Genomic DNA, 25,169 nt, shown 5'->3' with positions numbered 1-25,169 from the left:
AAATCCTCCCTGTCCCCACTTCGCAAAGGGGGGAACCTAGGGCCCCATGCAGAGCTTCGTGGACAGCTGTATTACTCCCCGGAATTCTCTGAAGAAGGTTCGCAAAGGGAGGACGCTTGGGCTTGGGCGGTGCTTCGTGGGAGCGTAACTCTGGAGCCTTGGGTACTAGCCGCGGTGGGTCTCCTTCGCGCGGTCGTAGACCCTGGCGCCTCGGATGCGGTCATCGCCGATCTTGTTTTCCAAGTCGTGACGTTCCACTTTCTTGTTCACCACGAGTTCCTCGTATCCCATGTAACCGGACTTCGCGAGGTCGGCGACGATCTGGACGAACTGCTCCTTGTCGTTGGGGGAGAGTTTGTGGAAGGCGTCGAAACGGTTCGAGGCACCGAGGTTGAAGAAGTTGTCTACCGCGGTGAAGACATCTTGGGAGGTGGAGATGTTGACCAGATCGGCATCGGCGGTGGCATCCGCGCCGCCGTCTCTCTTATGGGAGGGCTTGGCTGAACCGGTATCGGTGGTGGAACCCAAAATCATCGCCTTGTACGCCGCTAACGCTGAAATCATGCCGTCACCTCCTGTCATAAGGCCGAAGACATTCTACCTGATAGTGACGGGACAAGCGAGGGAAACTCTTTGCAAGTTCTGCAGAAGGAACAAACGGCGCTATGACAGCGGTCTCGCCTTTATCACTTCTCTCTTTTTACCTCGTTGAGCAGGGTATTGCGCATCTGGTATGGATCGATCTCCGGTTCACCCAGTTCGCGTTTCTCCTCGTTGATCAGCCTGGTGAGCGTCTTCTGTCTCCCCAGGTGATCCAGCTTGTCGGGAAGTGAGGGCATGTTCCTAAGCCTCTCGTCCTTCGTTTCCAGCTTGGGGAGCCCGACGACGCCGGAAGGGAAGAGCCTGATCTTGTACTTTCCGCTTAAAACGGGATCGTCCCAGGGAGAGAGCTCCTTTTCCGATTTCGTCCGGCCGGTGAACAGGCTTTTGAGCGGAAGGGTGACGCTCGCGTATCCCGGCTTGTAGATCAGGAAGGTGGTCCGGTCGCTTTGGGTGAACGGCAGGGCGAGCACCGTGGTGTAGGAGGGGATGTGGAACCTTCCCTCCCGGTCGGTGAGCGCCTCTTTCACGTTGATCACCGATGACGACTGCCCCTTGCGGGCTCCCAGCGCACGTTTGTTGTACACGGCGACCACCACGGCGCCTTCGATGGGCTTTCCGGTCGCGATGTCGATCACCTTTCCGTCGAAGGAAGGCTCGTGGTACATCGGCCAGACGGCCTCGGAAGGTCCCGCGCCGAGTAAGAGCAGCGCGCATGCCGCACATATCACCGCCACTAGCTTGATCATCCCGCCTGCCAATCCTCCATTCACAACAGCATGAAGACGGCCGCCCAACCGGCAAGCATCACCAGCGGGGGCAGTATCACGTCCGGCACGAGGTTCAACCAGTACTCCCTTTTGGACGCATAAAATTCGCGCTGTCTGCTGAAAACGGCCAGCAGCACAGCGGCGACCCAAAGCAGGAAGAACAGCATGACGCTCAGCCCCACGATGCTGTTCCAGAAGGCGAAACGGTCCAAGTCGCCGACGCCGCTTTTGTCCATGGCAATATCGGCCGCCCTCGCCGCAGCCAGGGACGCGATGACGCAGGCCATCTCTCCCGTACAGAGTGCCAGTTTCACTCGGCGCAGGTTCATGGTGCGAGGCCCCTGCACATCTGCGCGCACAAAATACCTAGCCAGGTGCCGACGATGTTTCCGAGGATGGCGAGGAGTAAACCGACCGAGGCGAGCCCGGGATGGTACACCTCGGCGACCACGGGGGCGGAGGCGACCCCGCCCACGTTTGCCTGGCTCGCGGCGGCGACGAGGAACATGGGGGCCTTCAGCAGCCGCGCCCCTACCACGAGGAACACGGCGTGCACCGCGACGATCAAAAATCCGGCGGCGATGAGGACGAGCGCCGAGCCGACGCTGGCCACGGAGGCCTTGGCACCGATGGCGGTCAGCACGAAGTAGAGAATGTCGTAGCCGGTGCGCGAGGCGCCGGCGCGCTCGAGTTTGCGAAGCGGCGAAAAGGAGAGCGCGATACCGAAAAGGGTGACCACGATGATGGTCCAGGTGTAGGAGGTGATCACGTCTTGGACCTTCGGGAGCAGCTCTGCGATCATGTGCGCTCCCCATCCCCCGGCCAGCGCCACCGCAAGCGAGAGGACGATCCCTCCGACGGTGCGGCGCCCGCCGGTTGAGGCCAGATGCTGCGCCGCCTGCTCGCCCAGGTGTTCCAGGATGCCGCGCTCGGAGCGGTTCCAGCGGTCAAAGGCGGGCTGCAGCCCGACGATGGCGATCATGAAGCCCATCCAGAGGTAGGGGACCACGGTGTCCACGATCACCATCGGGGCGAAGACGGCATCGGGGACGGCGAGCGCCTCCTTCACCGCGATCATGTTGGCGCTCCCCCCGGTCCAGGAGGCGGAAAGGGCGCCGAAGCCGGACCAGAACTGCGCGCCGATGAGGGGGCGAAAGAGCGAGAAGGAGAGGACGGCTCCCGCCATGATGCCGGCGGCGCCGATGAAGAACATGGCAAGGGCGATCGGCCCCAGGCGGAGGATCGCGCCGATGTCCACCGGCAAAAGCAGCAGCACGAGGCTTGCCGGCAACAGCCAGGTGGTAATGAGACCGTAAACCGGGCTCTTGGTCGCGATGAGGCCGAAGGTGGCCGAAAGCATCGGGATGAAGTAGATCCAGAATACCGCCGGAAGTAGGTCGAAGAAGCGTGCGGTCCGCTCGTGCCGCGACAGGGTGAGGATCACTGCCTCGATGGCAACGAGGACCGCGACGATGAGGACCGGGTTCTCGATCATGGGAACTCGGGCTCCACGCCGATTCCCGGGCCGGCGGCGCTCAGGTCGAACCGGCCGCTTGCGTCGAGGTAGGGGGAGTGAGCCATCGCCCCGCCCAGGAAGAAGGTGGTGTCGAGGTCGATGAAGTCGATGCAGCCAAGCCCCGCCGCGAAGTGGGCCGATGCGGTGATGGCGAGCGAACTCTCCATCATCGCCCCGAGCATGAGCCGCTTGCCGCTTTCCACGGCGAGACGGGCGATCTCGGCGCCGTCCAGGATGCCGCTTTTCATGAACTTTATGTTGATGGCGCTCACCGCGTTCATCTCTATGGCGCGTCTTGCCGCGGCGACGGAACCGACGCTTTCATCGGCGCAGACGAGTATGCCGCTTCCCTCGAGCGCCTTCGTTATCGTACAAAGCCCTTCCCAATCCTCTTTGGGGACCGGCTGCTCCAGAAGTGCCGGGCGCGCCCCGCCGGCGTCGAGCCGTTCCAGGAAGGCGAGCATGCGTGTCGCGTTGAAACCCATGTTGGCGTCTAGGACGATCTCGCACCCGGGGGCCGCCTCCCGTACTGCGAGCACCCTTTCGAGGTCGATACTCTCGTCGCTGCCGACCTTGATCTTGAAGGTCTTAAAGCCGCGCTGTGCGAAGTCGCGCGCCGTTTGCCGCGCCTGCTCGACGGTCCCGATCACCACGGTTATGTCCGTCGCGAAGGAGGCGGGCGCATTCTGGGCAAGCGGCGTGAAGAGCCGGTAGAAGGGGATACCCTGCAGGCGGGCGCTCAGGTCCAGAACCGCCATCTCGAGCGCGGCAAGACCGGCGTGGTTGCCGGCGAAGGCCGGGGCGAACTCGCGGCAGACCGCGACGGGGTCGCCGATCCTGCGGCCGCGCAGGGCATGCGCCGCGCTTTGCAGGTTGTCCAGGGTGTCGGTTACCGTCTCGCCGGTTATGTGTGTGGCTACCGCCGCCTCGCCGTAGCCGCAGGTCCCGTCGCCGGCGCACAGCCTCAAAAAGACATTTTCCAGCTCGTCGTGCTGGCCGGTTGCGATACGAAACGGCGTGACAAGCGGCGCCCGGATGATCGAAGCAACCGCGTCGTCGATAACAAAGGATACTTTCTCCATCAACAGTTCCTCCGGGGAGCTAGGACCTCATTTCATTGCACTACTGCAGCACCTTCAGGAGACGGGGATGTTCCTCCTGCATCGCACGGAAGACGAGGGCGATCATGTCCACGATTACTTCGCTGGAGAAGTTGTCGTGGAAGGGAACCACCACCTGGGCCGATACTGCGTTGCCCGTCTCGACGAACTTCACCATGGTGTACTCGGCGTTCAGCGTGTTGATCATCTCCAGCACGGCCGGTTTCTTCTCTTCCGGGAAGGTGAGGTACTTAAAGCAGATAAGGGTGACATAGCGGTCGCTGTCATTGAAAAGCGCCATGAGGGAAACCGCCCCGATCCCATCCACTTTTTCAGGGACGACGAACACGGTGTTGTCTTCGTGGGTGTTCTTGTCGAGGGTGATCCCCTGCTTTTTCAGGTATTCCTCGAACGCTGAGGCGTTTTGTGCCATGGTTTCCTCCGGAGAGCGCATTTTGTCGATGGAAATATATGTGAATATTTATGTGTTGTAAATTAAAAAGCAACAGTTTCGAGCGGAGAAAACCGCACTGGTGGCGGTTCTGCGTCGAATTTGCCGTAAACGGCGCTTGCGCAGCTGTGGCGCGTTGATATCATTGGCTGGTTTGCACCGACTTAAGGGGGAGGGGGGGACGCCCGCGCCGCCACGCCCGGCCCGAAGGAGGCACTATGTTGAGGAAGCTTTTGGCGACAGAACCGACGTCGAGTCTCACCGTTTTGAGGATATTTCTTGCCGTGGTGATCTTCCCGCACGGTGCCCAGAAGGTGTTCGGCTGGTTCGGCGGACCGGGGTTTTCCGGGACCATGGAGATGTTCACTCACACCATGGGGATCCCCTACCTTTTCGCGCTGCTCGCCGTCCTCACCGAGTTCTTAGGCCCGCTGCTGCTCGTGGCCGGGCTCTTCACGAGGCTTGCCGCTCTGGTCATGGGGGTCGAGATCGCGGTCGCGGCCTCCCTCGTGCATCTCCGCAACGGTTTCTTCATGAACTGGGGCGGCAAACAGGCCGGCGAGGGGTTCGAGTACCACATCCTGGTAGTCGGCATCTGCCTTGCCCTCGCGATCGCCGGCGGCGGGAGGTTCTCCCTCGACCGCTTCATCTCGCAGCGCGTGACCCCTCCCGGGGGGGCATGATCATCCCTTCCCGCACCTCCTTTGCCTGAAGGGGAGGGCAGACAGGAAAAAGCGATGCAACACAGCCTGGATCAGCTGGCGGTCTTCATCGTCCAGCTTTTCGTCATCGTAGATCCGCTGGCAGCGGTCCCGATCTTTCTCGCGATCACCTCCCATCACAACAAGGGTGAGCGCCGGGCGATCGCCAGACGCGGCTGCCTCATAGGTTATTTCGTCATCGTCCTCTTCATCATCGCCGGGCCGGCCCTCCTCGACTATTTCGGCATCGGCCGCTCGGCGGTCCTCATCAGCGGAGGGCTCCTGCTCTTCGTAATCGCCCTAGAACTCCTCTACGGTAACCCCACCGGAACACAGACCAGCAGCAGCGAGGAGAGGCTCGCCGAGAAGAAGGAGGACGTTTCAGTGACCCCGCTCGCCATCCCGCTCCTGGCGGGACCCGGCGCCATCGTCACCTGCCTCGTCTTCGCAAGCCAGGCTCCCGACCTCTTCTCCATCCTCCTTTTTGCCGCCGGTGCCTTCGTCGTCTTTTTCTGCGCCTACCTGCTGCTGCACTGGGCCGACGAACTCGCCCGCGTCCTGGGCGTCCTCGGGATGAAGGTAGCGGTCAGGATCATCGGCCTCGTCCTCGCCTTCATCGCGGTCCAGTACGTCATCAACGGCATCACCGAACTCTGGCCGGCGGTGCGGCTGCATCCTGCCGTGGGAAAAACCTCAGCGTTGGTCGCCAGCGAGCCTTCGCGTCTTTGACCGCGACCGCGCCGGTTCGGAGATGGGAAGGCGCAGGTCGCCGGTAAGGGGGAAGCAGTACCCGGAATCGTTGCAAAACTCCAGGGGGAAGGAGACCGAGGTCATCACCGGCCTGGGCGCCCTGGAGGACGGGTCCTCCTTCAGGCGCGGCTGGGGGCGCCAGACGACGAACTCCAGGTAGGAGAGTTTTTCCTTTCCCATCGGGTGCACTACCCCGAGCGGTTCCCGTGCCGAAACGGCCTTTCCCTCCGTGACACCGTCAGCCAGTTGCCCGAGATGCCTATAGCTTGCGATGGTGGCATCCTCGTGCAGGATGTCGATGCCGCCCTTTTCCCTGATCCTGACTATGGTCCCTTTGCGGGCCGCGCACACCTCGGTCCCGGCCGGTATCCTGAAGCGGACGGCGTACCGGTCGTAGGGGGCGTTCGTGCCGAACAGGCGGGCCTCACCCTTGACCTTCAAGCCGAAGGGAAGTCGGTAACCCTCCGGGCAACGGTGCTCCGCCGTTTGGGCGCCGATCCCCCAGGCGTAGGCGTACCTTGCGTGGGACGATTTCCTTCGATCGCTTGGTTTGCCATGGAAGACCACCTGCCGGGTCTTTGGGGGGATCACGAGGTAAAGCGGCATGTCCTGTCCCGCTTCCAGGTTCTCGGATGCTTCCCGGTCGACCTCGAAGAGGAGCGAGACCGGCGCGTGGCCGTTGTTGACGGCGGTGATGTCGTGGGTGGTTTCGACCGAACCGGCGGGAACGTAGTCGGGAGGGGTGACCTCCACGTCCTTAAGGATGAAGTCGTACTCCGGAGCGGTGCCGGGTGGCTTCGTCCCGGCTAGGGCAGGCACCTGCGCGGCGGCGGGGACTTTGTCCGCCGGTGCCGCCGGTGCCGCCGGTGCCGCGGAAGGGGGAGCGCCGGCTGTCTCATCGCTAGCCGCCTTCATCTTCCCCGGGGCCTCCCCGAAGTCGGCCACGGCCCCGCTTATGTAGCCGTAGTTTCCGGTCTGCGCCTTTGCGTGATCTCCGCCATACTCCCAAGGCCAGCTCCCCTTGGGGGAACCCGGGGCGCTGAGGCACCCCGAAAGCGAGAAGAGCGCGCACAACAACACCAGCCATCCGCCACATTTCACCACAGCAGTACTCTCCAAAACGAATCTTCCCGCGCAGCGGGAGCTTCCCGTCTCCTCACCGCCTGCCTGCGACGGGAGGAAGAGGCGAATATAGGCGACCATTCATGTGATGTAAATTAAAAAGAGGGGGCGCTCGCGCGGCGACCCTCATGGACCGGTGCCCCCCTCCGGTCCCTCGGGCGCTAAAAGTGGGCGACTTCCCGACCGATGAGTGTTCCATCCGCACCGCGTGCGGAAGACCCTGACGTAGGACTGTGCCTCCCGGTACAGCTCTCCCCATCGCGCCTGATCGTCGATCAGGGGGGATTTGCCAGCATCTGCAGTGCACCGGTCCTCGCGGCGAGGCACTGGTCGAGATCGGTGGCGAAGTTGCCCGCGATGATCCCGCTTGACGTCGATCCTGTGCCTGCCGGGAACGCAGGGCGTCCACGGCGAGCCAAAGCGACAGCACAATGAGCGGCAGGACGCTGAGCCAGCCGTCTAAGGAATGAGGCGAGCTGGATTCTCTTTTGGGTAACAGTTCCGGCCGGTAGCAACCCTTTCTTATTACCGCAAGTCGCGGTCTGGTCGTGCGGGCTGGCGCAGTTATCGGTTGTTTATTATATATGGGGCGTGGTATGCTCTCTGCCCAGCTGAGAAAGCAGGTCTTTTTAGACCGATAGAAAGCGAGGGGCACGTTGAAAGGGCAAAGCTTGATAGATTCCATCGGCTCGACACCGCTGGTCGAGATCGACTCTCTGGTCGACAATCCCGCCGTGAAGATCATGGTGAAGCTTGAAGGAAACAACCCCGGAGGGTCGGTGAAGGACCGTCCGGCGCGTCACATGATCCTCGCCGCCGAGAAGAGCGGGGAGCTCACGACCGACAAGGTGATCCTGGAGCCCACCTCCGGGAACACCGGCATCGCGCTGGCGATGATCGCCGCGGCGCGCGGCTACCGCATCAAACTGGTGATGCCCGCCTGCGTCAGCGTGGAGCGGCGCAGCGTGCTAGAGGCGTACGGCGCCGAGATCGTCCTCTCGCCGGGCTGCGAGGCGACCGACGGCGCCATCCGGCTCGCCCACAAGATCTACGAGGACCACCCGGACCGCTACTACATGCCTAACCAGTACGCCAATCCGAACAACGTCCTCGCGCACTACGAAACCACCGGGCCGGAGATCTGGCGCCAGACCGGCGGGACCATCACCCACATGGTGGCGGGGATGGGAACCGGTGGCACACTCATGGGGCTCTCCCGCTTCTTCAGGGAGACCGCACCGAAGGTCCAGGTAGTCGGCATCGAGCCGGTGCTCGGGCACAAGATCCAGGGACTCAAGAACATGGAGGAGGCCATCGTCCCCCCCATTTACAACCCCGACGCTTACCACAGAAAGATCGTGGTCGAGGACGATGACGCCTTCGAGACCTCGAGGCGTCTTGCCGCGCACCACGGCATCTTCTGCGGCATGTCCGGCGGTGCCGCCGTCTTCGGCGCGGTGAGGCTCGCCGGGGAGCTCTCCTCCGGGACCATCGTGGTGATCCTTCCCGACCGTGGCGACCGTTACCTGAGCACCAACCTCTTCAAATCGATGTGCGCCCAGTGCCCCCCCTAGCCGCACGGCGCCCTCTGAAACGACAAAGCCCCGCGGCAGTCACTGCCGACGGGGCTTTTTTTTCGTGCACAGACCTGTGTTCAGCGCGTACTCACAGGCTGAACTCCCGGTCCCTCCGTTGCACTGGGCGTCGTCTGATCGGTACGATGGCCATCCTCAAAGCCGGTGCGGCAGTTACCGGTGCCACCTCCCTTTCCGGAACCCGTTCATAACGTTCCTGCTGCTCTCGACGTTCCTTCAACCTTCGCTCCAACCACGCACACATCGACCGGAACGTCTCGATCTCCTTGATTGCCGCCAGATTGCGCAGGTCGATGCGGATGCCGGTGGCGCGCTGCACCAGGAATTCCATGTCCCACAGGGCGCATTCGGTCATGTCGCCGGTGACAAGGTGCTGTTTGCACGGCAGGTAATCGGTGATGTTGTTGCGGAAGTACGTCATCTTTGCCACGCATAGTCCGTAGAAGCTGAAGACCAGGTCGAGAGTGGGACACTTCTTCATGCCGCGGTGGGTGACATAGGCGTTGGGCGGCCGGTTGCCGAAATTCCGGGCCCAGTACACCTTGCCGTTGATCAGGCACGGCTCCAGGCGGTACTTCTCGATCAGGTTCACCTTTTCCTCGGGGAGCTCCCCCAAAAGATCGTTTTTCACGAAGCCTCCTTTGATTGAATATCGATAAAAACGATACTCTCTATCTTTACTTTGAATAGCAAGAGGGGTGCCCGTATTGGAACGCTTTTAACCATGTGCAACAGAGTCGTCGCCAAATCGGGAACTTGGCTGGAACGGCTCGCGCGATAGGGCAGGGGGTAGCTCCGGTAGGTGGGGCAAAAGACTTGGACCGTGCGTCAAATCCCCGCGGGAGGGAGAGGTCCAATTAGTGGAGCCGCCTTTATCTTTCATTAGCCATCTGGTAAACTGAAATCGTCTCACAACCGGTGGCCAGCCGCTTCACTGGCTAAGGAACGAGGCGCACCATGAGAGTCCTGACCCGCGCAGTCTTAACCCTGCTGATTCTCCTCGGTATCACCAGTATCCCCTGTCTCGCAGCCGACAAAATCAGATCCCTATGTGAAATCCATTACCCAACCGACTACCTCTATGAGTGGGACTGCGTCAAAGTCACGAGCAAAGACTCCCCTTACAAGATTTTCGGCAAGCAGTGGCAGGACGGTCTGCGCTTCAACCGCATGGACCGGCGCCACTTCCTGGCCGGCATGTCGGTGAAGGTCCCCAAACAGATGGAGGACATCAAGGAGTTCAACCCGATGCCCCCCTTCTACCTCGAGGCCGATAAGGAGCCTCAGTTAATCCTCATCGACCAAAACGAGATGTTTCTCGGCGCCTACGAGTTCGGGACCCTGGTTTTTTCGGCTCCGGTCGCGGTCGGCGTCGAGGAGTTCCGCCTGAAAAACGGCTCCTACCGTGTCGATGCGGTCGACCCCCGCCATGAATCGAGCCTTTTCCCGGTGGAGGGGAGCGATCGCCCCTATCCGATGCACTACGGTCTCCGCTTCCATGTGGAGAAAAGAGGGGACGGCTGGACCTCCTACTGGATCCACGGGCGCGACCTCCCGGGGTACCCCGCCTCCCACGGTTGTATCGGCCTTTACGATGAGGAGATGCAGCTCGAGTATTACGGCGAACCGGCCAAGCCGCTGCTCATGGACGCGAAGAGGTTGTACCGCTGGGCGGTCGGCAGCGGCGACACCGGGGCCTTACAGCGGGTGCGTGGCCCCATGGTTATCATCATGGGCGAGCCGCAGATCCCGCCCGAAAAGCTGAGGCCCGTACCGGACGCTGCGGCCTCGCCCGAGATGCCGGGCGGGCCCGAGCCGCAACGGTGAATTTTTCAAAAAAGAATCCTCTCATCTGTGCAATTCACGATTCAGGTGTATAGTTTCAACCGTGCCTGATTTCAGGCAAGCTTCCCGCAGCTCCTAGTCACGTCTCTGATCGTTTGATCTGTCTTCGGCAATCAGCTCCACTCCAGGTTAAGCAACCCATCGACCCCGTCCTTCCGGCCGAGTGGATCCGCGCGTCCTGGCGTGGCCACAACTATTCCAGCGAGGAACTCGACATGAACGTCAAACGCGGCAGTGTGGTCAGTCATGCGATGGCGCAGCAATGGGGAACCGGCAAGGTGGTCGAGGTGAACGACTATAAGGCCACCATACGCTTCAGCGACGGCATGGTCAGAAAGATCATCTCTTCGCACTTCACTGACCTGCGCCCAGCTGATCCCGCCACCTACACCCCCCCCACCAAAGCTAAGGGACGCGCGAAGGTGACGCGGGTGCGCACGAAGACGGCAAAGGATAAGAAGCCGGCGGCCAAACCGGCCACGCGCCAGCCCGGTGCCTGATGCCCATGGGGGGGGCGGCACTTGCGACGCCGTGAAATGCCGTCATAATCTTCTTCATGAAAACCATAGGCCGCCGTTTTTCGTGACAGGAGGAGAGCCATGAAATGCCCCGTGTGCAAAAACCATCAGCAGGTCGACACCAACCTACAGTCAGAAGGGTTCAAAGAGGGAATCACCGAGTGCAGCGTCTGCGGCACGGTCTGGTCGGCCAACCACGGCGTCATTGAGATCGTCCGCGATTCGCAGGCTGAGTCCTTTCTCCAGGCGGAAAGTGAATGCGTCGAGGGGGATGATTACAGCCTGAACATGGACGGCGAGTCGTGACCGCCGCTCCGGCTCGGTAACAAATCCCCCTTCCGAAGGGGGATTTTTTATTTTTGTGCAGTTTTTCTCTCCACCATACTCCCCCTCCTCAGGTGCGTTGACACCCCAGCATAACTTGCGTAACCTTTAGCGCGTCTGTTCCAATTCATGAGGAGTTCGGGATGAAAACCTTCAGTATCATTGGGTGCGGCGCGGTTGGTAAGACGCTTGGGCGCCTTTTTCATGAGTCAGGAGTGCTTGAGCTTAGGGACGTGCTTACCCGCTCAGAGGCGACGGCACGCGCCGCGGCCGCTTTCATCGGGGCGGGACGCCCGGTGACCGGCTTTGCGCAGTTAGAGCCAGCCGATTTGTACCTGATCACCAGTTCCGATGACGCCATCGCCCCTTGCGTGCGTGGGTTGTGCGCAAGCGGAGCACTCGGTGCGCAGGCCCTGGTGTGCCACGTAAGCGGTGCCTTGGGGAGCGAGGTGCTGCACCCTGCGACGCAGCTCGGCGCGCTGGTGGCGAGCGTTCACCCCGTCAAGAGTTTCGCCGACCCGGCGGCAGCCGTTGGCGACTTCGCGGGCACCTGGTGTGGCGTGGAAGGGGACCGGCGGGCGGCGGACCAGATGGGGGAGCTCTTCGGGGCGATAGGCGCGCGCGTTTTTTCCATCGATCCCCGTTTCAAGGCGATCTACCATGCCGGCTCCGTGCTCGCGTGCAATTGCCTCACCGCACTCCTCGAAGTGGCGGTCAAGGCATACGGGAAGGGGGGGCTTGACCGCGAGACCGCGCTGCAGGTGATGGAACCGCTGGTGCGGGGTACCGTGGAAAACGTTTTCCGCTCCGGGACCGTCGCGGCGCTCACCGGCCCCATCGCCCGCGGAGACGCGGCCGTAGTGGGAAGGCAACTGCACGCCCTGGACGAATGGGACCCGGAAGTAGCCCTCGTCTACCGCTCCCTTGGCGCGGTCGCTCTCGAACTGTCGCGTCGGCGCGGTCAGGCAGGGAAGGCAGGGCTCGAGAGGATCGAGGCGCTTTTGGCCGGCACCGGGGAGGACCATGCCTGAGATGGCAGGGGGAGGGGGGAGAAAAAGCGACGAGATCCTGCAGGCGATGCTTAAAGGCACGCCGGACCTTGTGTATGCCAAGGACCTCGAGGGACGCTACCTCTTCATCAACGAGCAGGCTGCCCGGATGTACGGCAGGCCCGCCGAGGCGATTGTGGGCGCGGACGACAGCGCTATTTTTCCCGACGAGGTGGTGCAGGTGATACGGGAAAACGACCACCACGTCATCGCCACCGGGAAAAACGCGACGGTGCAGGAAACCTTCACCGACGCGGCCGGGGTCGAGCGCATCTTCCTCGCCACCAGGGGGCCGCTCTTCGACCATGACGGCGCCGTCACCGGCCTCTTCAGCATCTCGCGCGAGATAACCGAACAGGTGGGGGCGCAGGAGGCGCTGCTCGTCCACCAGCAACAGCTGAGGGAACTGGCCATCGAGCTCTCCCTGGCCGAGGAGAAGGAGAGGCGTCGCATCGCCTCGGAGCTCCATGACGAGATCGGACAGAGCCTGTCGCTCGCGAAGCTCAAGCTGAGCGGCATCGGTTCGGAGGAGAAGCTTCCCGGCGGCGCGGCGCGGACGGTCCGTGAAGTGGTGGGTCTCTTGGAACGTGCAATACGCGAAGTGAGGACACTCACCTTCCAGATCAGCCCACCCCTTCTGTACGAGGTGGGGTTCGAGGCCGCGGTGGAGTGGCTCGCGGAGCAGTTTGAAGCGAAGTACCGGCTGCGCGTATCCCTGGATAGCGCGCCGGTCCCGTCCCCCCTGGAGGAGGAGCTGAGTTCCACCCTGTACCATGCGGTGCGAGAACTCCTCGTCAACGTGGTGAAGCACGCCGAAGCGCGGCAGGTACGCATAGCTATCAGGCGGCGGGTCGGGCGCATCGAGGTCATCGTGGAGGACGACGGCAAGGGGATCTCTCCTTGTGCCTCCTCCGCAAGCGGGGGCTTCGGTCTTTTCAACATAAGACAACGGGTGCAGCACCTGGGGGGCGAGGTAACGGTGACTTCCGGAGCCGGCGGCACGAGCGTTACCATCGCGGTCCCCGCGGGGGCGGTCGACGCTGCAGGGGGAGAGGAGTAGGCGATGATTCGCGTCATGATAGTCGATGATCACGGGATCGTTCGGGAGGGGGTCCGGATCCTTTTGGAAAAATTGGAGGACGTCCAGGTCGTCGCCGAGGCGGAAAACGGCAGGGTCGCGCTCGAGCTCGCGGCAGGTGCCGCGCCGGACGTGGTGCTCATGGACATGAGCATGCCCGGGATGAACGGCATCGAGACCACGCAGCGCATGGCCGATCTCTTTCCCGCCGTCAAGGTGCTCATCCTCTCCATGCACAAGGACCGTCGCTTCGTCGCCCAGGCGTTCAGGGCGGGGGCGCGCGGCTATCTGCTCAAGGACTGCAGTTCGGCAGAGCTGGTTAAGGCCGTCAGGACGGTGGCCTCCGGGGAGCGGTACGTATGCTCCGGCATCATCGGCGTCGTCATCGATGACTACATAAGGCGGGTGCCCGACTCCTTCGAGCAGGCGGGCCCCGCGCTCACCCCGAGGGAGAAGGAGGTGCTGCAGCTTTTAGCGGAGGGGAACAACGCGAAGAACATCGCGTTCCTGCTGAAGATCAACGTGAAGACGGTCGACACCCACCGCCAGCAGATCATGAAGAAGCTCAAGCTGCACTCCATCGCCGAGCTCACCAAGTACGCCATACGTGAGGGCGTGACCAGCATGGAACACTGATACCCCGGCCTAAGCTGTCTACGCCACTCAGTAAAAACCCCATTCGACTGTCATACAAACCCCTATATCGTCGCCGGTGCCATTTTGTTAGAGTGCTTCTCATTTGGGAACTGCAACTTACTAAACTGAGACGACCGCGACGATGCAGACAACTAAGATTATCCTTGCCGACGATCATGCCCTGGTCCGCCAGTGCATCGGCGCCATCCTTGGAAAAACCCCCGGAATTGAAGTCGTGGCCGAGGCCGCTACCGGCATGGAGGCGATAAGGCTTGCCTGCGAGCTGCAGCCGGACCTGATTCTCATGGACCTGGTGATGCCCGAAGGTGGCGGCATCGAGGCGAGCCGCTGCATCGTCTCGGCCTTCCCCAACGTCAAGGTGCTGATCCTCTCCTGTCATGGCGACGCCCGTTCCGTGCGTGAGGCTTTCGGCGTCGGGGCAAAGGGGTACCTGATGAAGAACTGCGACGCACAGGAGCTGCTCCATGCCATCAACGTGGTGTCCGAAGACCGCGTTTACCTGAGCCCAGCCCTTTCCGAGTCGCTCGGCATCGAGCTTCCCACCGCTCTCCTGAAAAAGTCCCCCCTGAGCCGTCGCGAGGAGGAGGTTCTGACGCTGATTGCGAGCGGGAAGACGTCGCGGGAGGTGGCAGTACTCCTGGAGATAAGCCCCAAGACGGTGGAGACCCACCGCATGCACATCATGAAGAAACTTAACTTAAACAGTGTGGCTAGCCTCACCAAGTATGCGATAAGACAAGGATTATTGCCTCTGGACTAGCCGCTTCCCGTTTCCACGCTTTTGTCGTTCCTCTTCGCACGCCGCCGGTATGCGCTTCGGAGGCGCGCACCTGCACGTCTGCTGCATTCCAGCCCCGCCCTCCCTCTCGGCCAAAAGGCCGCCTCTTCTCGGTGTTTTTCTGATACATCGTTCCCGTCCCGTGTCGATGAAGCAAACGACACCACCGGACGCCGCTTCCGGGTCGATCATCAAACCTTTGCAGAAGACGGAGCACACATGAAATGGTTCACCAATCTGAAGGTCAGTACCAAGTTAGTCTCGGCTTTCGTAGCAGTCTGTATCATCACCGCGGCGGTCGGCCTGCTCGGCATCCGCAACATGGGCACCATCAACGACATGGCCGATTCCATGTACGCGAAGGAGCTGCTGGGGCTTTCCTACGTCAAGGAAGCTAACATAAACCTGATCTACATCTCCCGCGCCGAAAAGAACTTCCTCCTCGCGACGAGCCGTCAGGAGCGCGAGAAGTACCTCGGCAACATGAACAAGTACAAGGCGGGGTACAAGGAGTGGCTGGACAAGGCGCGTCCCCTGTTCACGGCTGAGAAGGGAAAGGAAATCCTGAAACGGCTGGAGGCGGCCAACGAGGAGTGGTTTGCCGTCCAGCAGAAGGTGATAGAGCTCGGCGCCAATGACAAGCTGAACGACAGCACCGCTTCGGTGGCGCTCTCCTTCGGCGAGGCGAGGAACAAGCAGACGGTGGTGGACGATACCCTTACCGAGCTTGCGCGGCTCAAGGAGTCCAACGCCAAGGAGGCGTCCGAGGAGACCACCAGGATCTACCAGTCGAGCATGAAGGCGATGGTCGGACTGGTGGCAGGCGGCGTGCTGCTCGGACTGATCCTCGGGATCGTCATCTCCAGGATGATCAGCGTGCCGCTTAGGCGCGGCGTCGAGTTCGCCTCGGCGGTCGCAAGCGGCGACCTGACCCAGACTATCGACGTGGACAGCAAGGACGAGGTGGGGCAGCTAGCTGCGGCGATGAACGGAATGGTGGCGAAGCTAAGGGGGATCGTTGCCGAGGTGAAGAGCGCCTCCGACAACGTCGCCTCCGGAAGCCAGCAGCTTTCCTCCGGGGCCGAGGAAATGTCACAGGGGGCCACGGAGCAGGCGGCTTCGGCAGAGGAGGCGTCGTCCTCGATGGAAGAGATGTCGTCCAACATCCGCCAGAACGCCGACAACGCCATGCAGACCGAGAAGATCGCCGTGAAATCGGCCCAGGACGCCCGCGAGGGGGGGCAGGCGGTTCAGGAGACGGTCGGCGCGATGAAGGAGATCGCCGGAAAAATCACCATTATCGAGGAGATCGCGCGGCAGACGAACCTCCTGGCGCTGAACGCCGCCATAGAGGCGGCCAGGGCGGGTGAGCACGGCAAAGGATTCGCCGTGGTCGCCTCCGAGGTGAGAAAGCTTGCGGAAAGGAGTCAGAAGGCCGCGGCCGAGATCAGCGATCTTTCCGCCAGCAGTGTGGATGTGGCGGTGAAGGCGGGCGAGCTCCTCGCTAAGATGGTTCCGGACATCCAGAAGACGGCGGAGTTGGTACAGGAGATCAGCGCGGCAAGCAGGGAGCAGGATACCGGCGCAGACCAGATCAACCGCGCCATTCAGCAACTGGACCAGGTGATCCAGGCAAACGCCGGCGCCTCCGAGGAGATGGCCTCCACCGCCGAGGAACTTTCGAGCCAGGCGGAGCAGCTGCAGACGGCAGTCGCCTTTTTCAAGATCGACGACCATGCAAGGCGTGTCGCCGCGAAGTCCGCGAGGGTAGGCGGGGCTCAACAGGGGAGCGTCAACGGCGCCGCGGTGCAGGGTAAGAAAATGACCCGCTCTAAGGGTGTTGCCGGCGGTTCCAAGGGGGTTGCCAAGAAGGCGGTCGGGCACGACATCGACCTCACCGATGCAAAAGAGATGTCCGACTCCGATTTCGAGCATTACTGATGCCCGCTTTAATCGGCGGCCCGAGGGTTGCCTGCCATACGATTCCGATCAGCGCCTCCTAGCGAGGCGCTTTTTTTTATCCCACTCAGCAACGCGTGCGTTGAAACGCTTTGCCTGGGATAAAACGCGCCTCGCACCCGAAGGGGAGGACGGGAGGGGGGGCGGAAAGGTGAGGGGCGGGATGCGAGCTGCCTGCTCCTTCCTCTCAGGCCGACTCCTCCGTGGCTATTCCCGCGGAACGCCCTCATGACCGCAGTCGATCTACGACTCCTTGCATCACGAAAAAAGGGCAGGCGCCTTCCGGCGCGCTGCCCCTTTGCGGTCGATGATCTTTTTTCTGTTACGCCGCTTGTCCCTCGAGGTTCTGGACCAACTCCAGCTCGCCGCTGGTGAAGACCTTGTCGATGTCGAGGATGATGATGAACTGTTCGTTGTGCTTCCCCATCCCCTTGATGAAGTCGGTGTTGAGTTTGGTCCCTATGCGCGGCGGCGGCTCAATCTGGTCCGGCTCCAGGTCCATCACCTCTTGGACCGCGTCGGCCATCGCCCCCATGACCACCTTCTCACCTTCGAGTTCCACCTCGACGATGATGACACAGGTGTTCACGGTCTGCTCCGCCATCGCCATGCCGAACTTCAGGCGAAGGTCGACGACGGGAACGACGCTGCCGCGCAGGTTGATGACGCCGCGCATGTAGTCGGGGGTCTGCGGGACCTTGGTGATGGTTGTGAAATCCAACACTTCCCGTACTTTGCCGATGTCCAGGGCGAACAGCTCGTTCTCGAGCTTGAAGGTGAGATACTGGGTTGTTTCCGTGATAGTCTCGACCGCCATGTTTGCTCTCCTTTCTTTGTTTGACACAACCTGTCGTGTTCAGGTTCGACGAGCCGGGGTGCCCGCTCTGTCTCATGCATATCTATCGACATCTTCGACACTTGTTTAAGAAAAATGTGTGATGATTGGATAGTTATAATGTTCCCCGGCGCGGGTATACTATGGCCACCGGATCCAAGCGCTTCAGAGAGGCCGCGCAAAGCGATTATCCATAGCGCTCAGTCTCTAAAATCCCTAGACATTCTGACCGAGTAAAGGCAATATTGGCGCGCTCAACTTTTGTTATAGTGCATGCCTTCTTCACAGCATTGTGAAAGAGCAACAGTGGAGGTTTTTATGGATGACATGCTGAGGAGAAAGGACCGGCAGCTTTCCGCCCAGACTGCCAATGATCTGCTGGCGCAGGGTAAGATCTGCCACTTGGCGCTTGCAGCCCACGACGAACCGTACCTGGTAACCATGAACTACGGCTACCGGGACACCACCCTGTACTTCCACTGCGCCGGAGCGGGCAAGAAGCTGGAACTTTTGCGTCAGAACAGCCGCGTCTGCTTCACCGTGATCGCCGATACCAAGCTGGTCGCCTCGGAAAAGGCCTGCGACTTCACCATGAAGTACCGCAGCGTGGTCGGCTACGGAACGGCACGCCTGGTGGAGGGGCACGAGGAAAAGTCCCGAGCGCTCGATATCATCATGGCGCAGTACGCGCCGGAAGCCTTCGAATTTCCCCAGGCCGGAATGGCCGCCACCACCGTCTTCGTCGTCGACATTGAATCCATGACCGCCAAAAGCAACTACTGATCCGACGCGAGGGTCACATGAACATCCTTGCCATCGACCCCGGCTCCACCTCGACGAAGATCGGCGTCTTTCGCGGCGGAACGCTCACCAAGGGTTCGATCGAGCATCCCCGCGCCGAGATGGAGCATTTTCCGCGCGTCATGGACCAGCTCGGCTACCGCATGGACGCCATCCGCGCGTACCTGCGCGAGACCGGGGTGGACGGGGTCGCCTGGGACGCCGTGGTGGGGCGCGGGGGACTGATCCGTCCTGTCCCGAGCGGCGTCTACCTGGCGGAGGAGCCGCTCATAAAGGACCTCGAGGACGGGGTGAGCGGTGAGCATGCGGCCAACCTGGGTGGCGTTCTTGCGCACGCCATGGCAGCGGGCAAGGGCGTTCCCGCATACGTGGTCGATCCCCCGGTCATCGACGAGATGTGGCCGGTGGCGCGGCTTTCCGGCATGGCCGGCATCGAGCGGCGCAGCATGTTCCATGCACTGAACCAGAAGGCGGTGGCGCGTGACGTGGCGCGGGAACTGGGGCGGGACTACGCGGAATTAAACCTGATCGTGGTGCACATGGGGGGCGGCATCACCGCGGGCGCACACCGAAAGGGGCTCGTCGTTGATGTGAACAACGGACTGAACGGCGACGGGCCGTTCTCGCCGGAGCGGACCGGGGGGCTCCCGGTGGTCGGGGTGCTCGAGCTCGTGGAGCGGGGTGCCTTCACCACCGGTGAACTGAAGGGGATCGTGGCACGCCGCGGCGGCGTCTACTCCTACCTGAACACGGTCGACATGCGCGAGGTGGAGGCGCGGGCGCAGCAGGGGGACGCCGAGGCGAGCCTCGTGCAGGAGGCGATGATCTACCAGATCGCCAAGGAGATCGGCGGGCTTGCCGCAGCGCTTTCCGGTGCGGTCGACGGCATCGTGCTGACCGGCGGGCTCGCTTTCGGTGCCGCCGTGGTGGAAGGGGTGCGCAGGAGGGTGGAGTTCATCGCCCCGGTTTTCGTGCGGCCGGGGGAGTTCGAGATCGAGGCGCTCGTCGACGGCGCGCTCCGGGTCCTCTCCGGGGTGGAGGCGGCGCGGCGCTACGCGGGAGGAACCGATGAACATCGGGGCTAATCTGAGGGCGGTTCTCGCGGCGAAGGGAGTGGCGCAGGAAGAGGTGCGCGAGGCGCTCGGGTGGGACGCCGACACCTTGGACCGGGTGCTCTCGGACCGGCTCTCTCCCGGCATCTCTGAGCTTTTGCGGCTCGCCACCTGGCTCGGCGTCGGCATCTCGCGCCTCCTCGGCGAAGAGGAGGAACGCGCCAGGCGGGCGGTGAAGACCGGCAGGAACGAACGGGTCGGTGTGGACCGGCGCGAGTTTCTCCACTACGAAAGCCTCGCGCATGCCTTCGCGGGACGCCACATCGAACCTTTCGTGGTCGACCTGTACCGCGCCCAGGCCCCCCCGGAGGTGAGCCGCCACCCCGGCGAGGAGTTCCTCTTTGTCCTGTCGGGGACGCTGCAGGTCACCGTGGACGGGGAGGTCTTTCACCTGGAGGAGGGAGACTCGCTCTACTTCGACTCGGTGCTGCCCCACGCGCTGGTATCCCTGAGCGAGCACTGCCGGATGGTTGCCGCGTTCTACAAGGGCGAGTCGATGCTGCAGCTCACCAAGGGGCACGGCATGAAGAGGGTGATCGAGGCGGCAAGGCTCGCCCCGCGCCGCAGCCTGGTGCTCGTCTCACCCGACGCCGCCTCGATGAAGGCGGTGAACAAGGGGATCGAGGAAGGGATCCTGGAGCGGGTTTTCCTGGTGGGGGACCCCGCACGGGTGCGCGAGAGTTGCGCGTCGCTTCTTATCTTCGAGAAGCAGTACCGGTTCGTCCCGGTCACCGGCGACGATGTCGAGCGCGAAGCGGCCCGCCGCGGCGTCGAGCTCATCGCCTCCGGCACGGGGGACCTCCTGATGAAGGGGGCGCTCAACACTGCAGTCCTCATGAAGGCGGTGCTCTCCAGGAAGGAAGGGATCGGTTCCGGCAGGCGGCTCTCCAACGTGAGCATCTTCGAGCTCCCCGGCGTCGAGCGTCTCATCTTCCTTACCGACCCCGCCATTAACCCCGAGCTTTTCGCCCACCAGGAGGCGTCTTCCGCGATCGACATCATCGACAACGCGGTCCAGGTGGCGCGCGCCCTGGGCGTGGAACGCCCCAAGGTGGCGCTCCTCGAGGCGAACGAGGTCCCCTCCGAGAACATCCCGACCACGCTCTTAGAACAGGAGCTCTCGAACCGGCAGTGGCCGCATGCCGAGGTGAGCGGCCCGCTCTCCTACGACCTCGCGCTCTACCCGGACGCGGTGGCGAAGAAGGGGCTCGAAGGGAATCCCGTGGCCGGGCGCGCGGACATCATCGTCGTCCCACACATCTCCGGGGGGAACTTCCTCTACAAGAGCTGGGTCTTCACCATGGGGGCCGAGGTGGCCAACGTGGTGCTCGGCGCGAAGGCCCCCATCATCCTCACCTCCAGAAGCGACAGCGACCTCACCAAGTTCCTCACCATCTGCGCGAGCTCGCTCTACAGCCATTACCTGCAGCGGACCGTCTAAAGGGCGGGAATCGGTCGCCTTTCCCGTTTGCGTTGTCGCTCACAGCCGGGTATGCTAATGAACGTCCTGACCACGACGGAGAAACGCCATGCCCACCACCCCGCTCATCATCGGCCACCGCGGCGCCTCCCGCGACGCACCCGAGAACACCCTCGCCTCGTTCCGCTTGGCCTTCGAACAGGGTGCCGACGGCATTGAGGCCGATTTCCGCCTCACCCGCGACGGCAGGGTCGTCTGCCTGCACGACGCCGGGCTCGCCCGTACCGCCGGGAGCGATTTGACCGTGGCCGGCGCCTCGCTTGCCGAGCTGGAGCGTCTCGACCTTGGGGCATGGAAGGGGGAGGCCTGGCGCGGCGAGCGCATCCCGACCCTCGCCGGCGTGCTCGCGCTCCTTCCCCCAGGTAAAAGGCTCTTCATCGAGATAAAGTGCGGCGCCGAGATCATCGAGGAGTTGGCGCTCGACCTCGAACGCGCCCAAGTCTCCCCGGAAGCGATCCGCTTTTTGACCTTCGACCGCAACCTCGTCGTATCCCTTAGAGAGCGTCTCCCTGCCTACCGTACCTGCTGGCTGTGCGACTACCGCTGGCGTGGAGCATGGCACCCTTCGCAGCGCGAGGTGCTTGCGACCCTCGAAGAGATCGGCGCCGACGGCCTCGCGAGCAGGGACCGCGCCATTCTGGATGCCCCCTTCGTTCGGCAGTTGCGCGACCGGGAGCTCGAGCTCCACGTCTGGACCGTGGACGCTGCCCGCGCCGCCCAAAGGCTCTGCGGTCTCGGCGTCGACTCCATCATGACCAACCGCCCCGGTTGGCTAAGGGGCGCACTTGAGCGCCGGATGGAGCGATCATGAACCGCAAGGCTTACCTAGCCACCGGCCGGATGATCGCCATGCTGCAGGGGTTCTCCAAGCTGCGCGTGAACGTGCACGGCAAGGAGAATATCCCCGGGGGGGCGGTCATCTTCGTGGTGAACCACTTCACCCGCATCGAGACGGTGCTCCTCCCCTACCATATCCACCGCCTGACCCGCGTGCCGGTCTGGTCGCTCGCCGACGCCTCGCTCTTTTCCGGACCTCTCGGGCGCTTTCTCGACATGATGGGGGCGGTCTCGACGAAGAATCCCGACCGCGACCGGGTCATGGTGAAGACCCTCTTGACCGGAGAGGCGAGCTGGATCGTCTTCCCCGAGGGGAGGATGGTGAAGGACAAGGAGCTCTTCAGAAAGCGCGTGCTCCTTCCCTCCAGCGGCGTGCGCCCGCGCTCGGGGGCTGCAACCCTCGCCCTGCGCACTGAGTTCTACCGGCAGCGCATGCTGAGGCTGCAACAGGTGGCCCCGGATGAGGTGACGCGCCTGCAGGGGATGTTCCAGCTTACCGGGCTTGCTCCCCTCGCCAAGGGGCCGTGCCACATCGTCCCGGTGAACATCACCTACTATCCTCTGAGGGCCAGGGAGAACGCCCTCAGCAGGCTTTCCGAGCTCTTCCTCTCGGATGCCTCCCCGCGCCTTAAGGAGGAGATCCTCACCGAGGGGAGCATGCTCCTTTCCGGGGTGGACATCGACATCCGCTTCGGCAGGGCCATCGATCCCTCCGCCTACCTGGCCGGCCGGGAGATCGAGTCGGACATACTCTCCACGGCGAGCTACGGCTTCGACGATCAGCTCCCTTCGCTGCCCGAGATGAAGCGGCAGGCGAACCGACTCGTGCAGCGCTGCATGAGCAGTATTTACGATCTAACCACGGTGAACCACGACCACCTGTTCGCCTCCATGCTTCGGGCCTACCCCTTCCTCAGCATCAACGAGGACGATTTCCGCCGCCGGGTTTTCCTGCTCGCGACGCAATGCCTTCAGGAGACCACCTGCCATTTGCACCAAAGCCTCAGGACCGGGCAGGTTCCCCTTTTGACCGACGACCGCTACCACAAGTACCGCGAGTTCAGCGAGCTCGCCATCGAGAAGGGGGTGGCGGTGCGCCGCGACGGGACGCTCGTGAAGGACAGGAGCAAGTTCTCGGCCCCCTTCGAGATGCAGCGGGCGCGGATCGACAACCCGGTCGGGGTCATCGCCAACGAGGTGCTCCCGCTCACCACGCTGCAGCGCGAGGTGCACCTCATGGCGTGGCATCCCGCGTGGCTTGTGCGCAGGAGGGTGGCGGGACTGCTCGAGGAGCAGGCGCTGGAGGAATACCGGGAGGATTACGCCACCTTCTTCCGTGAGGGGGAGAGCAAGGGGATCGAGGTCGGCGCACCCGCCCTTTTGGAAGGAAGGTCGCGCGCCCTGGGCGTGGTGCTCGTGCACGGTCTCCTCTCGGTCCCGGCACAGATGATGGAGCTTGCCCGCTACCTGCAGGGAAAGGGGCTCTGGGTCTACCTTGTGCGCCTGAAGGGGCACGGCACCTCTCCGGAGGACCTCGCCCGGCGCAGCGGTGGTGATTGGGTGGAGTCGGTGGATTTGGGCTACGCCCTTTTGAGCACCATCTGTGAGCGCGTCGTGGTGGGGGGGTTCTCCTTCGGCGGCGGCGTGGCGCTTGACTGCGCCGGCCGGGTCGGCAAGGTGGCCGGTGCCTTCGCCGTCTGCCCGCCGCAGCGGCTCCTAGACGTCTCCTCCCGCTTCGCCCCCGCAGTCACGGTCTGGAACCGCGTCATGGACGTCTTCAGCTATCAGTGGGCGAAGAAGGAGTTCGTCGAGAGCGTCCCGGAGCGGCCGGAATTGAACTACGCCCGCATCCCGATCGCCGCGCTGCGGGCGATGGAGCGCTTCATGGCCGAGCTGGAACCGAGGCTTGCGACGATCTGTGCTCCCGCCCTGGTGCTGCAGGCGGAGGGGGACCCGGTGGTCGACCCGCGCGGTTCGCAGCGTCTGTTCGAGATGCTGGGGAGCACCCGGAAGGATTATCGGCGCTTCCCACTTGAGCGCCACGGCATCCTGGCCGGCGAGGGGGCGGGCGAGGTGCACGCCGCGGTGTGGGAATTCATCGAAGGGATCATGAAGGGGGGCGCCGAGGCGCCCAGGCCGGCACCGGTGCGGGACACCGCCCAGGCAAAGTAGAGGTTTTCTTACCCATGGAAAAAACGCGTGATTGCAACGACATGCTGCGCAGCAGGCACTGGATCTTCGATCTCGACGGCACCCTCACCGTCGCCATCCACGATTTCACCCACATAAGGAGCGTGCTCGGGGTCCCGGAGGGGAGCGACATACTGGGGCATCTGGACGCCCTTCCCGAAGGGGAGGCGGCGCGGGCCCGGGCCATCCTGCAGGCGATAGAGGAAGAACTGGCGGGGCGGACCGAGCCGGCCGAGGGGGCGCTGGAGCTTGTCGAGCTCCTGCACGGCCGCGGCACCCGGATGGGGATACTTACCAGGAACACCAGGGAAAACGCGCTCGCCACGCTTAACCGCATCGGCCTTCTGCCCTACATAGCGGCGGAGGACGTCCTTGGCAGGGACGACGCCCTGGCGAAGCCGGACCCTGATGGCATCTATAAACTAGCGTGCCGCTGGGGGGTATCCCCAGCGGCACTGGTAATGGTAGGCGATTACGCCTTCGATCTTCTCACCGGCCGCGCTGCCGGGGCCGGCACCATCCATGTCGATCCCGCGCGCACCTTCCGCTGGCCCGAGCTCACCGACCTCGCGGTGGGGAGCCTCGCGGAGCTCGCGCTCGCGCTGCGTTAGGCAAGTCCCTCCAGTTCGTGATCCGCTATTTGCACGATCTCGTCGTAGATCGCAAGCATGACGTGCAGGTCGCACCACTTCTTCGTCATGTTCCGCACCAGATAGGCGCCGTTCACGAGCGTCCCGGAGAGCAGGGCAATCCCCAAGGGGCGCTGTTCGTCAACCGAGATGAGAAAACAGGCGTAGACCGCGATGAAGAGCATGGAGAAAAGCCATGCCACTTCCGGTCCCTTGAAAGGGTTCAGCATCACCTTGGTCAGGTCGATGTAATAGCGGGTGAGCCCGCGCACGCGGCGCATGCACTCGATGATCCCTTCGCTGTGTTCCTTCAGGTAGAGGCTCGCCAGGAAATGGGTAATCGCCAGCTCCCTTCCCTTCGCCATCCGTTCCTCTATGTACATGCTGATCGCTTCGTCCACGCTCTCTTTGCTCATGGCTGCCACCTCCGGTCGCACCGGCGCCCCCTTTCCAGTTTTTGGTGGGATTGAAG

Annotated in this window: 27 protein-coding genes; 17 read left to right on the top strand and 10 right to left on the bottom strand. The window is 62.8% G+C overall.

The window, feature by feature from the left end:
- Positions 1–165 precede the first annotated feature (165 nt).
- The 6 genes from E8L22_RS09385 to E8L22_RS09360 all read right to left on the bottom strand — a co-directional run bounded on the left by E8L22_RS09385 (position 166) and on the right by E8L22_RS09360 (position 4,419).
- Positions 166–564, bottom strand: a complete 399-nt coding sequence (locus E8L22_RS09385) for a hypothetical protein (RefSeq protein WP_136524945.1) — start codon at positions 562–564, stop codon at positions 166–168.
- A gap of 122 nt (positions 565–686) precedes the next feature.
- Positions 687–1,349, bottom strand: coding sequence for a carboxypeptidase-like regulatory domain-containing protein (locus E8L22_RS09380; RefSeq protein ID WP_136524944.1), 663 nt, complete (start codon positions 1,347–1,349; stop codon positions 687–689).
- A gap of 20 nt (positions 1,350–1,369) precedes the next feature.
- Entirely contained in the window at positions 1,370–1,699 is a 330-nt protein-coding gene (locus tag E8L22_RS09375) for a hypothetical protein (RefSeq protein ID WP_136524943.1), read from the bottom strand.
- A complete protein-coding gene (locus tag E8L22_RS09370; RefSeq protein ID WP_136524942.1) occupies positions 1,696–2,865 on the bottom strand; it encodes a DUF819 family protein in 1,170 nt (389 codons plus the stop codon). The genes E8L22_RS09375 and E8L22_RS09370 overlap by 4 nt, the downstream gene beginning before the upstream one ends.
- The gene (locus E8L22_RS09365) at positions 2,862–3,968 is read right to left on the bottom strand and encodes a dipeptide epimerase (protein WP_136524941.1); all 1,107 of its coding nucleotides are present in this window, start codon (positions 3,966–3,968) and stop codon (positions 2,862–2,864) included. The genes E8L22_RS09370 and E8L22_RS09365 overlap by 4 nt, the downstream gene beginning before the upstream one ends.
- A 40-nt stretch (positions 3,969–4,008) precedes the next feature.
- Positions 4,009–4,419 carry a YbjN domain-containing protein gene (locus tag E8L22_RS09360; protein WP_162604814.1) on the bottom strand — a complete coding sequence of 137 codons (411 nt, stop codon included), beginning with the start codon at positions 4,417–4,419 and terminating at the stop codon, positions 4,009–4,011.
- Between the two features lie 236 nt (positions 4,420–4,655).
- On the opposite strand from E8L22_RS09360, the gene E8L22_RS09355 reads away from it, so the two are divergent.
- Together E8L22_RS09355 and E8L22_RS09350 are read left to right on the top strand one after the other, a co-directional pair.
- On the top strand, positions 4,656–5,120 hold the full coding sequence (locus tag E8L22_RS09355; RefSeq protein ID WP_136524939.1) for a DoxX family protein: 465 nt from the start codon (positions 4,656–4,658) through the stop codon (positions 5,118–5,120).
- 54 nt (positions 5,121–5,174) lie between these two features.
- A complete protein-coding gene (locus E8L22_RS09350; protein WP_136524938.1) occupies positions 5,175–5,867 on the top strand; it encodes a MarC family protein in 693 nt (230 codons plus the stop codon).
- Here E8L22_RS09350 and E8L22_RS09345 read toward each other — a convergent pair.
- Positions 5,832–7,007 (bottom strand): peptidoglycan DD-metalloendopeptidase family protein, encoded by a 1,176-nt coding sequence (locus tag E8L22_RS09345; protein WP_162604813.1) that lies wholly within the window; start codon positions 7,005–7,007, stop codon positions 5,832–5,834. The genes E8L22_RS09350 and E8L22_RS09345 overlap by 36 nt on opposite strands.
- Positions 7,008–7,666: 659 nt before the next feature.
- On the opposite strand from E8L22_RS09345, the gene E8L22_RS09340 reads away from it, so the two are divergent.
- The gene (locus tag E8L22_RS09340; protein ID WP_136524936.1) at positions 7,667–8,584 is read left to right on the top strand and encodes a PLP-dependent cysteine synthase family protein; all 918 of its coding nucleotides are present in this window, start codon (positions 7,667–7,669) and stop codon (positions 8,582–8,584) included.
- A 91-nt stretch (positions 8,585–8,675) separates the two neighbouring features.
- Here E8L22_RS09340 and E8L22_RS09335 read toward each other — a convergent pair whose 3' ends face one another.
- Entirely contained in the window at positions 8,676–9,236 is a 561-nt protein-coding gene (locus tag E8L22_RS09335) for a hypothetical protein (protein ID WP_198420141.1), read from the bottom strand.
- A gap of 326 nt (positions 9,237–9,562) precedes the next feature.
- Between E8L22_RS09335 and E8L22_RS09330 the strand changes: the two genes are divergently transcribed.
- The 8 genes from E8L22_RS09330 to E8L22_RS09295 all read left to right on the top strand — a co-directional run bounded on the left by E8L22_RS09330 (position 9,563) and on the right by E8L22_RS09295 (position 16,795).
- Entirely contained in the window at positions 9,563–10,432 is an 870-nt protein-coding gene (locus E8L22_RS09330) for a L,D-transpeptidase (protein ID WP_136524935.1), read from the top strand.
- A 233-nt stretch (positions 10,433–10,665) separates the two neighbouring features.
- Positions 10,666–10,950, top strand: coding sequence for a DUF3553 domain-containing protein (locus tag E8L22_RS09325; RefSeq protein ID WP_136524934.1), 285 nt, complete (start codon positions 10,666–10,668; stop codon positions 10,948–10,950).
- Between the two features lie 99 nt (positions 10,951–11,049).
- Positions 11,050–11,274: a hypothetical protein gene (locus tag E8L22_RS09320; RefSeq protein ID WP_136524933.1), complete on the top strand. Its 225-nt coding sequence runs from the start codon at positions 11,050–11,052 to the stop codon at positions 11,272–11,274.
- A gap of 161 nt (positions 11,275–11,435) precedes the next feature.
- The gene (locus tag E8L22_RS09315; protein ID WP_136524932.1) at positions 11,436–12,323 is read left to right on the top strand and encodes a Rossmann-like and DUF2520 domain-containing protein; all 888 of its coding nucleotides are present in this window, start codon (positions 11,436–11,438) and stop codon (positions 12,321–12,323) included.
- Complete coding sequence (locus tag E8L22_RS09310) at positions 12,316–13,401, top strand: PAS domain-containing sensor histidine kinase (RefSeq protein WP_136524931.1); 1,086 nt, start codon at positions 12,316–12,318, stop codon at positions 13,399–13,401. Before E8L22_RS09315 ends, E8L22_RS09310 begins: the two co-directional genes overlap by 8 nt.
- A gap of 3 nt (positions 13,402–13,404) precedes the next feature.
- The gene (locus tag E8L22_RS09305) at positions 13,405–14,055 is read left to right on the top strand and encodes a response regulator (RefSeq protein ID WP_136524930.1); all 651 of its coding nucleotides are present in this window, start codon (positions 13,405–13,407) and stop codon (positions 14,053–14,055) included.
- 142 nt (positions 14,056–14,197) lie between these two features.
- Positions 14,198–14,836: a response regulator gene (locus E8L22_RS09300; RefSeq protein ID WP_136524929.1), complete on the top strand. Its 639-nt coding sequence runs from the start codon at positions 14,198–14,200 to the stop codon at positions 14,834–14,836.
- A gap of 237 nt (positions 14,837–15,073) precedes the next feature.
- On the top strand, positions 15,074–16,795 hold the full coding sequence (locus E8L22_RS09295) for a methyl-accepting chemotaxis protein (RefSeq protein ID WP_136524928.1): 1,722 nt from the start codon (positions 15,074–15,076) through the stop codon (positions 16,793–16,795).
- 340 nt (positions 16,796–17,135) lie between these two features.
- Here the strand turns inward: E8L22_RS09295 and E8L22_RS09290 are convergent, their stop codons facing one another.
- A complete protein-coding gene (locus E8L22_RS09290) occupies positions 17,136–17,630 on the bottom strand; it encodes a chemotaxis protein CheW (RefSeq protein WP_136524927.1) in 495 nt (164 codons plus the stop codon).
- A 336-nt stretch (positions 17,631–17,966) separates the two neighbouring features.
- Here E8L22_RS09290 and E8L22_RS09285 point away from each other — a divergent pair, with 336 nt between their 5' ends.
- The 6 genes from E8L22_RS09285 (at position 17,967) to E8L22_RS09260 (ending at position 24,679) form a co-directional block, all read left to right on the top strand.
- Entirely contained in the window at positions 17,967–18,431 is a 465-nt protein-coding gene (locus E8L22_RS09285) for a pyridoxamine 5'-phosphate oxidase family protein (RefSeq protein ID WP_136524926.1), read from the top strand.
- A 17-nt stretch (positions 18,432–18,448) separates the two neighbouring features.
- The gene (gene buk, locus E8L22_RS09280; RefSeq protein WP_136524925.1) at positions 18,449–19,534 is read left to right on the top strand and encodes a butyrate kinase; all 1,086 of its coding nucleotides are present in this window, start codon (positions 18,449–18,451) and stop codon (positions 19,532–19,534) included.
- A complete protein-coding gene (locus E8L22_RS09275) occupies positions 19,518–21,002 on the top strand; it encodes a phosphate acyltransferase (protein WP_136524924.1) in 1,485 nt (494 codons plus the stop codon). The genes buk and E8L22_RS09275 overlap by 17 nt, the downstream gene beginning before the upstream one ends.
- An 88-nt stretch (positions 21,003–21,090) precedes the next feature.
- Complete coding sequence (locus E8L22_RS09270) at positions 21,091–21,852, top strand: glycerophosphodiester phosphodiesterase (protein WP_136524923.1); 762 nt, start codon at positions 21,091–21,093, stop codon at positions 21,850–21,852.
- Complete coding sequence (locus tag E8L22_RS09265; protein ID WP_136524922.1) at positions 21,849–24,050, top strand: alpha/beta fold hydrolase; 2,202 nt, start codon at positions 21,849–21,851, stop codon at positions 24,048–24,050. Before E8L22_RS09270 ends, E8L22_RS09265 begins: the two co-directional genes overlap by 4 nt.
- 14 nt (positions 24,051–24,064) lie before the next feature.
- Positions 24,065–24,679: an HAD family hydrolase gene (locus tag E8L22_RS09260; RefSeq protein WP_136524921.1), complete on the top strand. Its 615-nt coding sequence runs from the start codon at positions 24,065–24,067 to the stop codon at positions 24,677–24,679.
- Here E8L22_RS09260 and E8L22_RS09255 read toward each other — a convergent pair.
- Positions 24,676–25,113, bottom strand: coding sequence for a GSU0071 family protein (locus E8L22_RS09255; RefSeq protein ID WP_136524920.1), 438 nt, complete (start codon positions 25,111–25,113; stop codon positions 24,676–24,678). The two genes, E8L22_RS09260 and E8L22_RS09255, sit on opposite strands and share 4 nt — an antisense overlap.
- Positions 25,114–25,169: the final 56 nt, after the last annotated feature.

It is taken from the genome of Geomonas ferrireducens (genome assembly GCF_004917065.1).
GTDB classification, from domain to species: domain Bacteria; phylum Desulfobacterota; class Desulfuromonadia; order Geobacterales; family Geobacteraceae; genus Geomonas; species Geomonas ferrireducens.
This window is presented reverse-complemented; position numbering and strand designations above follow the sequence as displayed.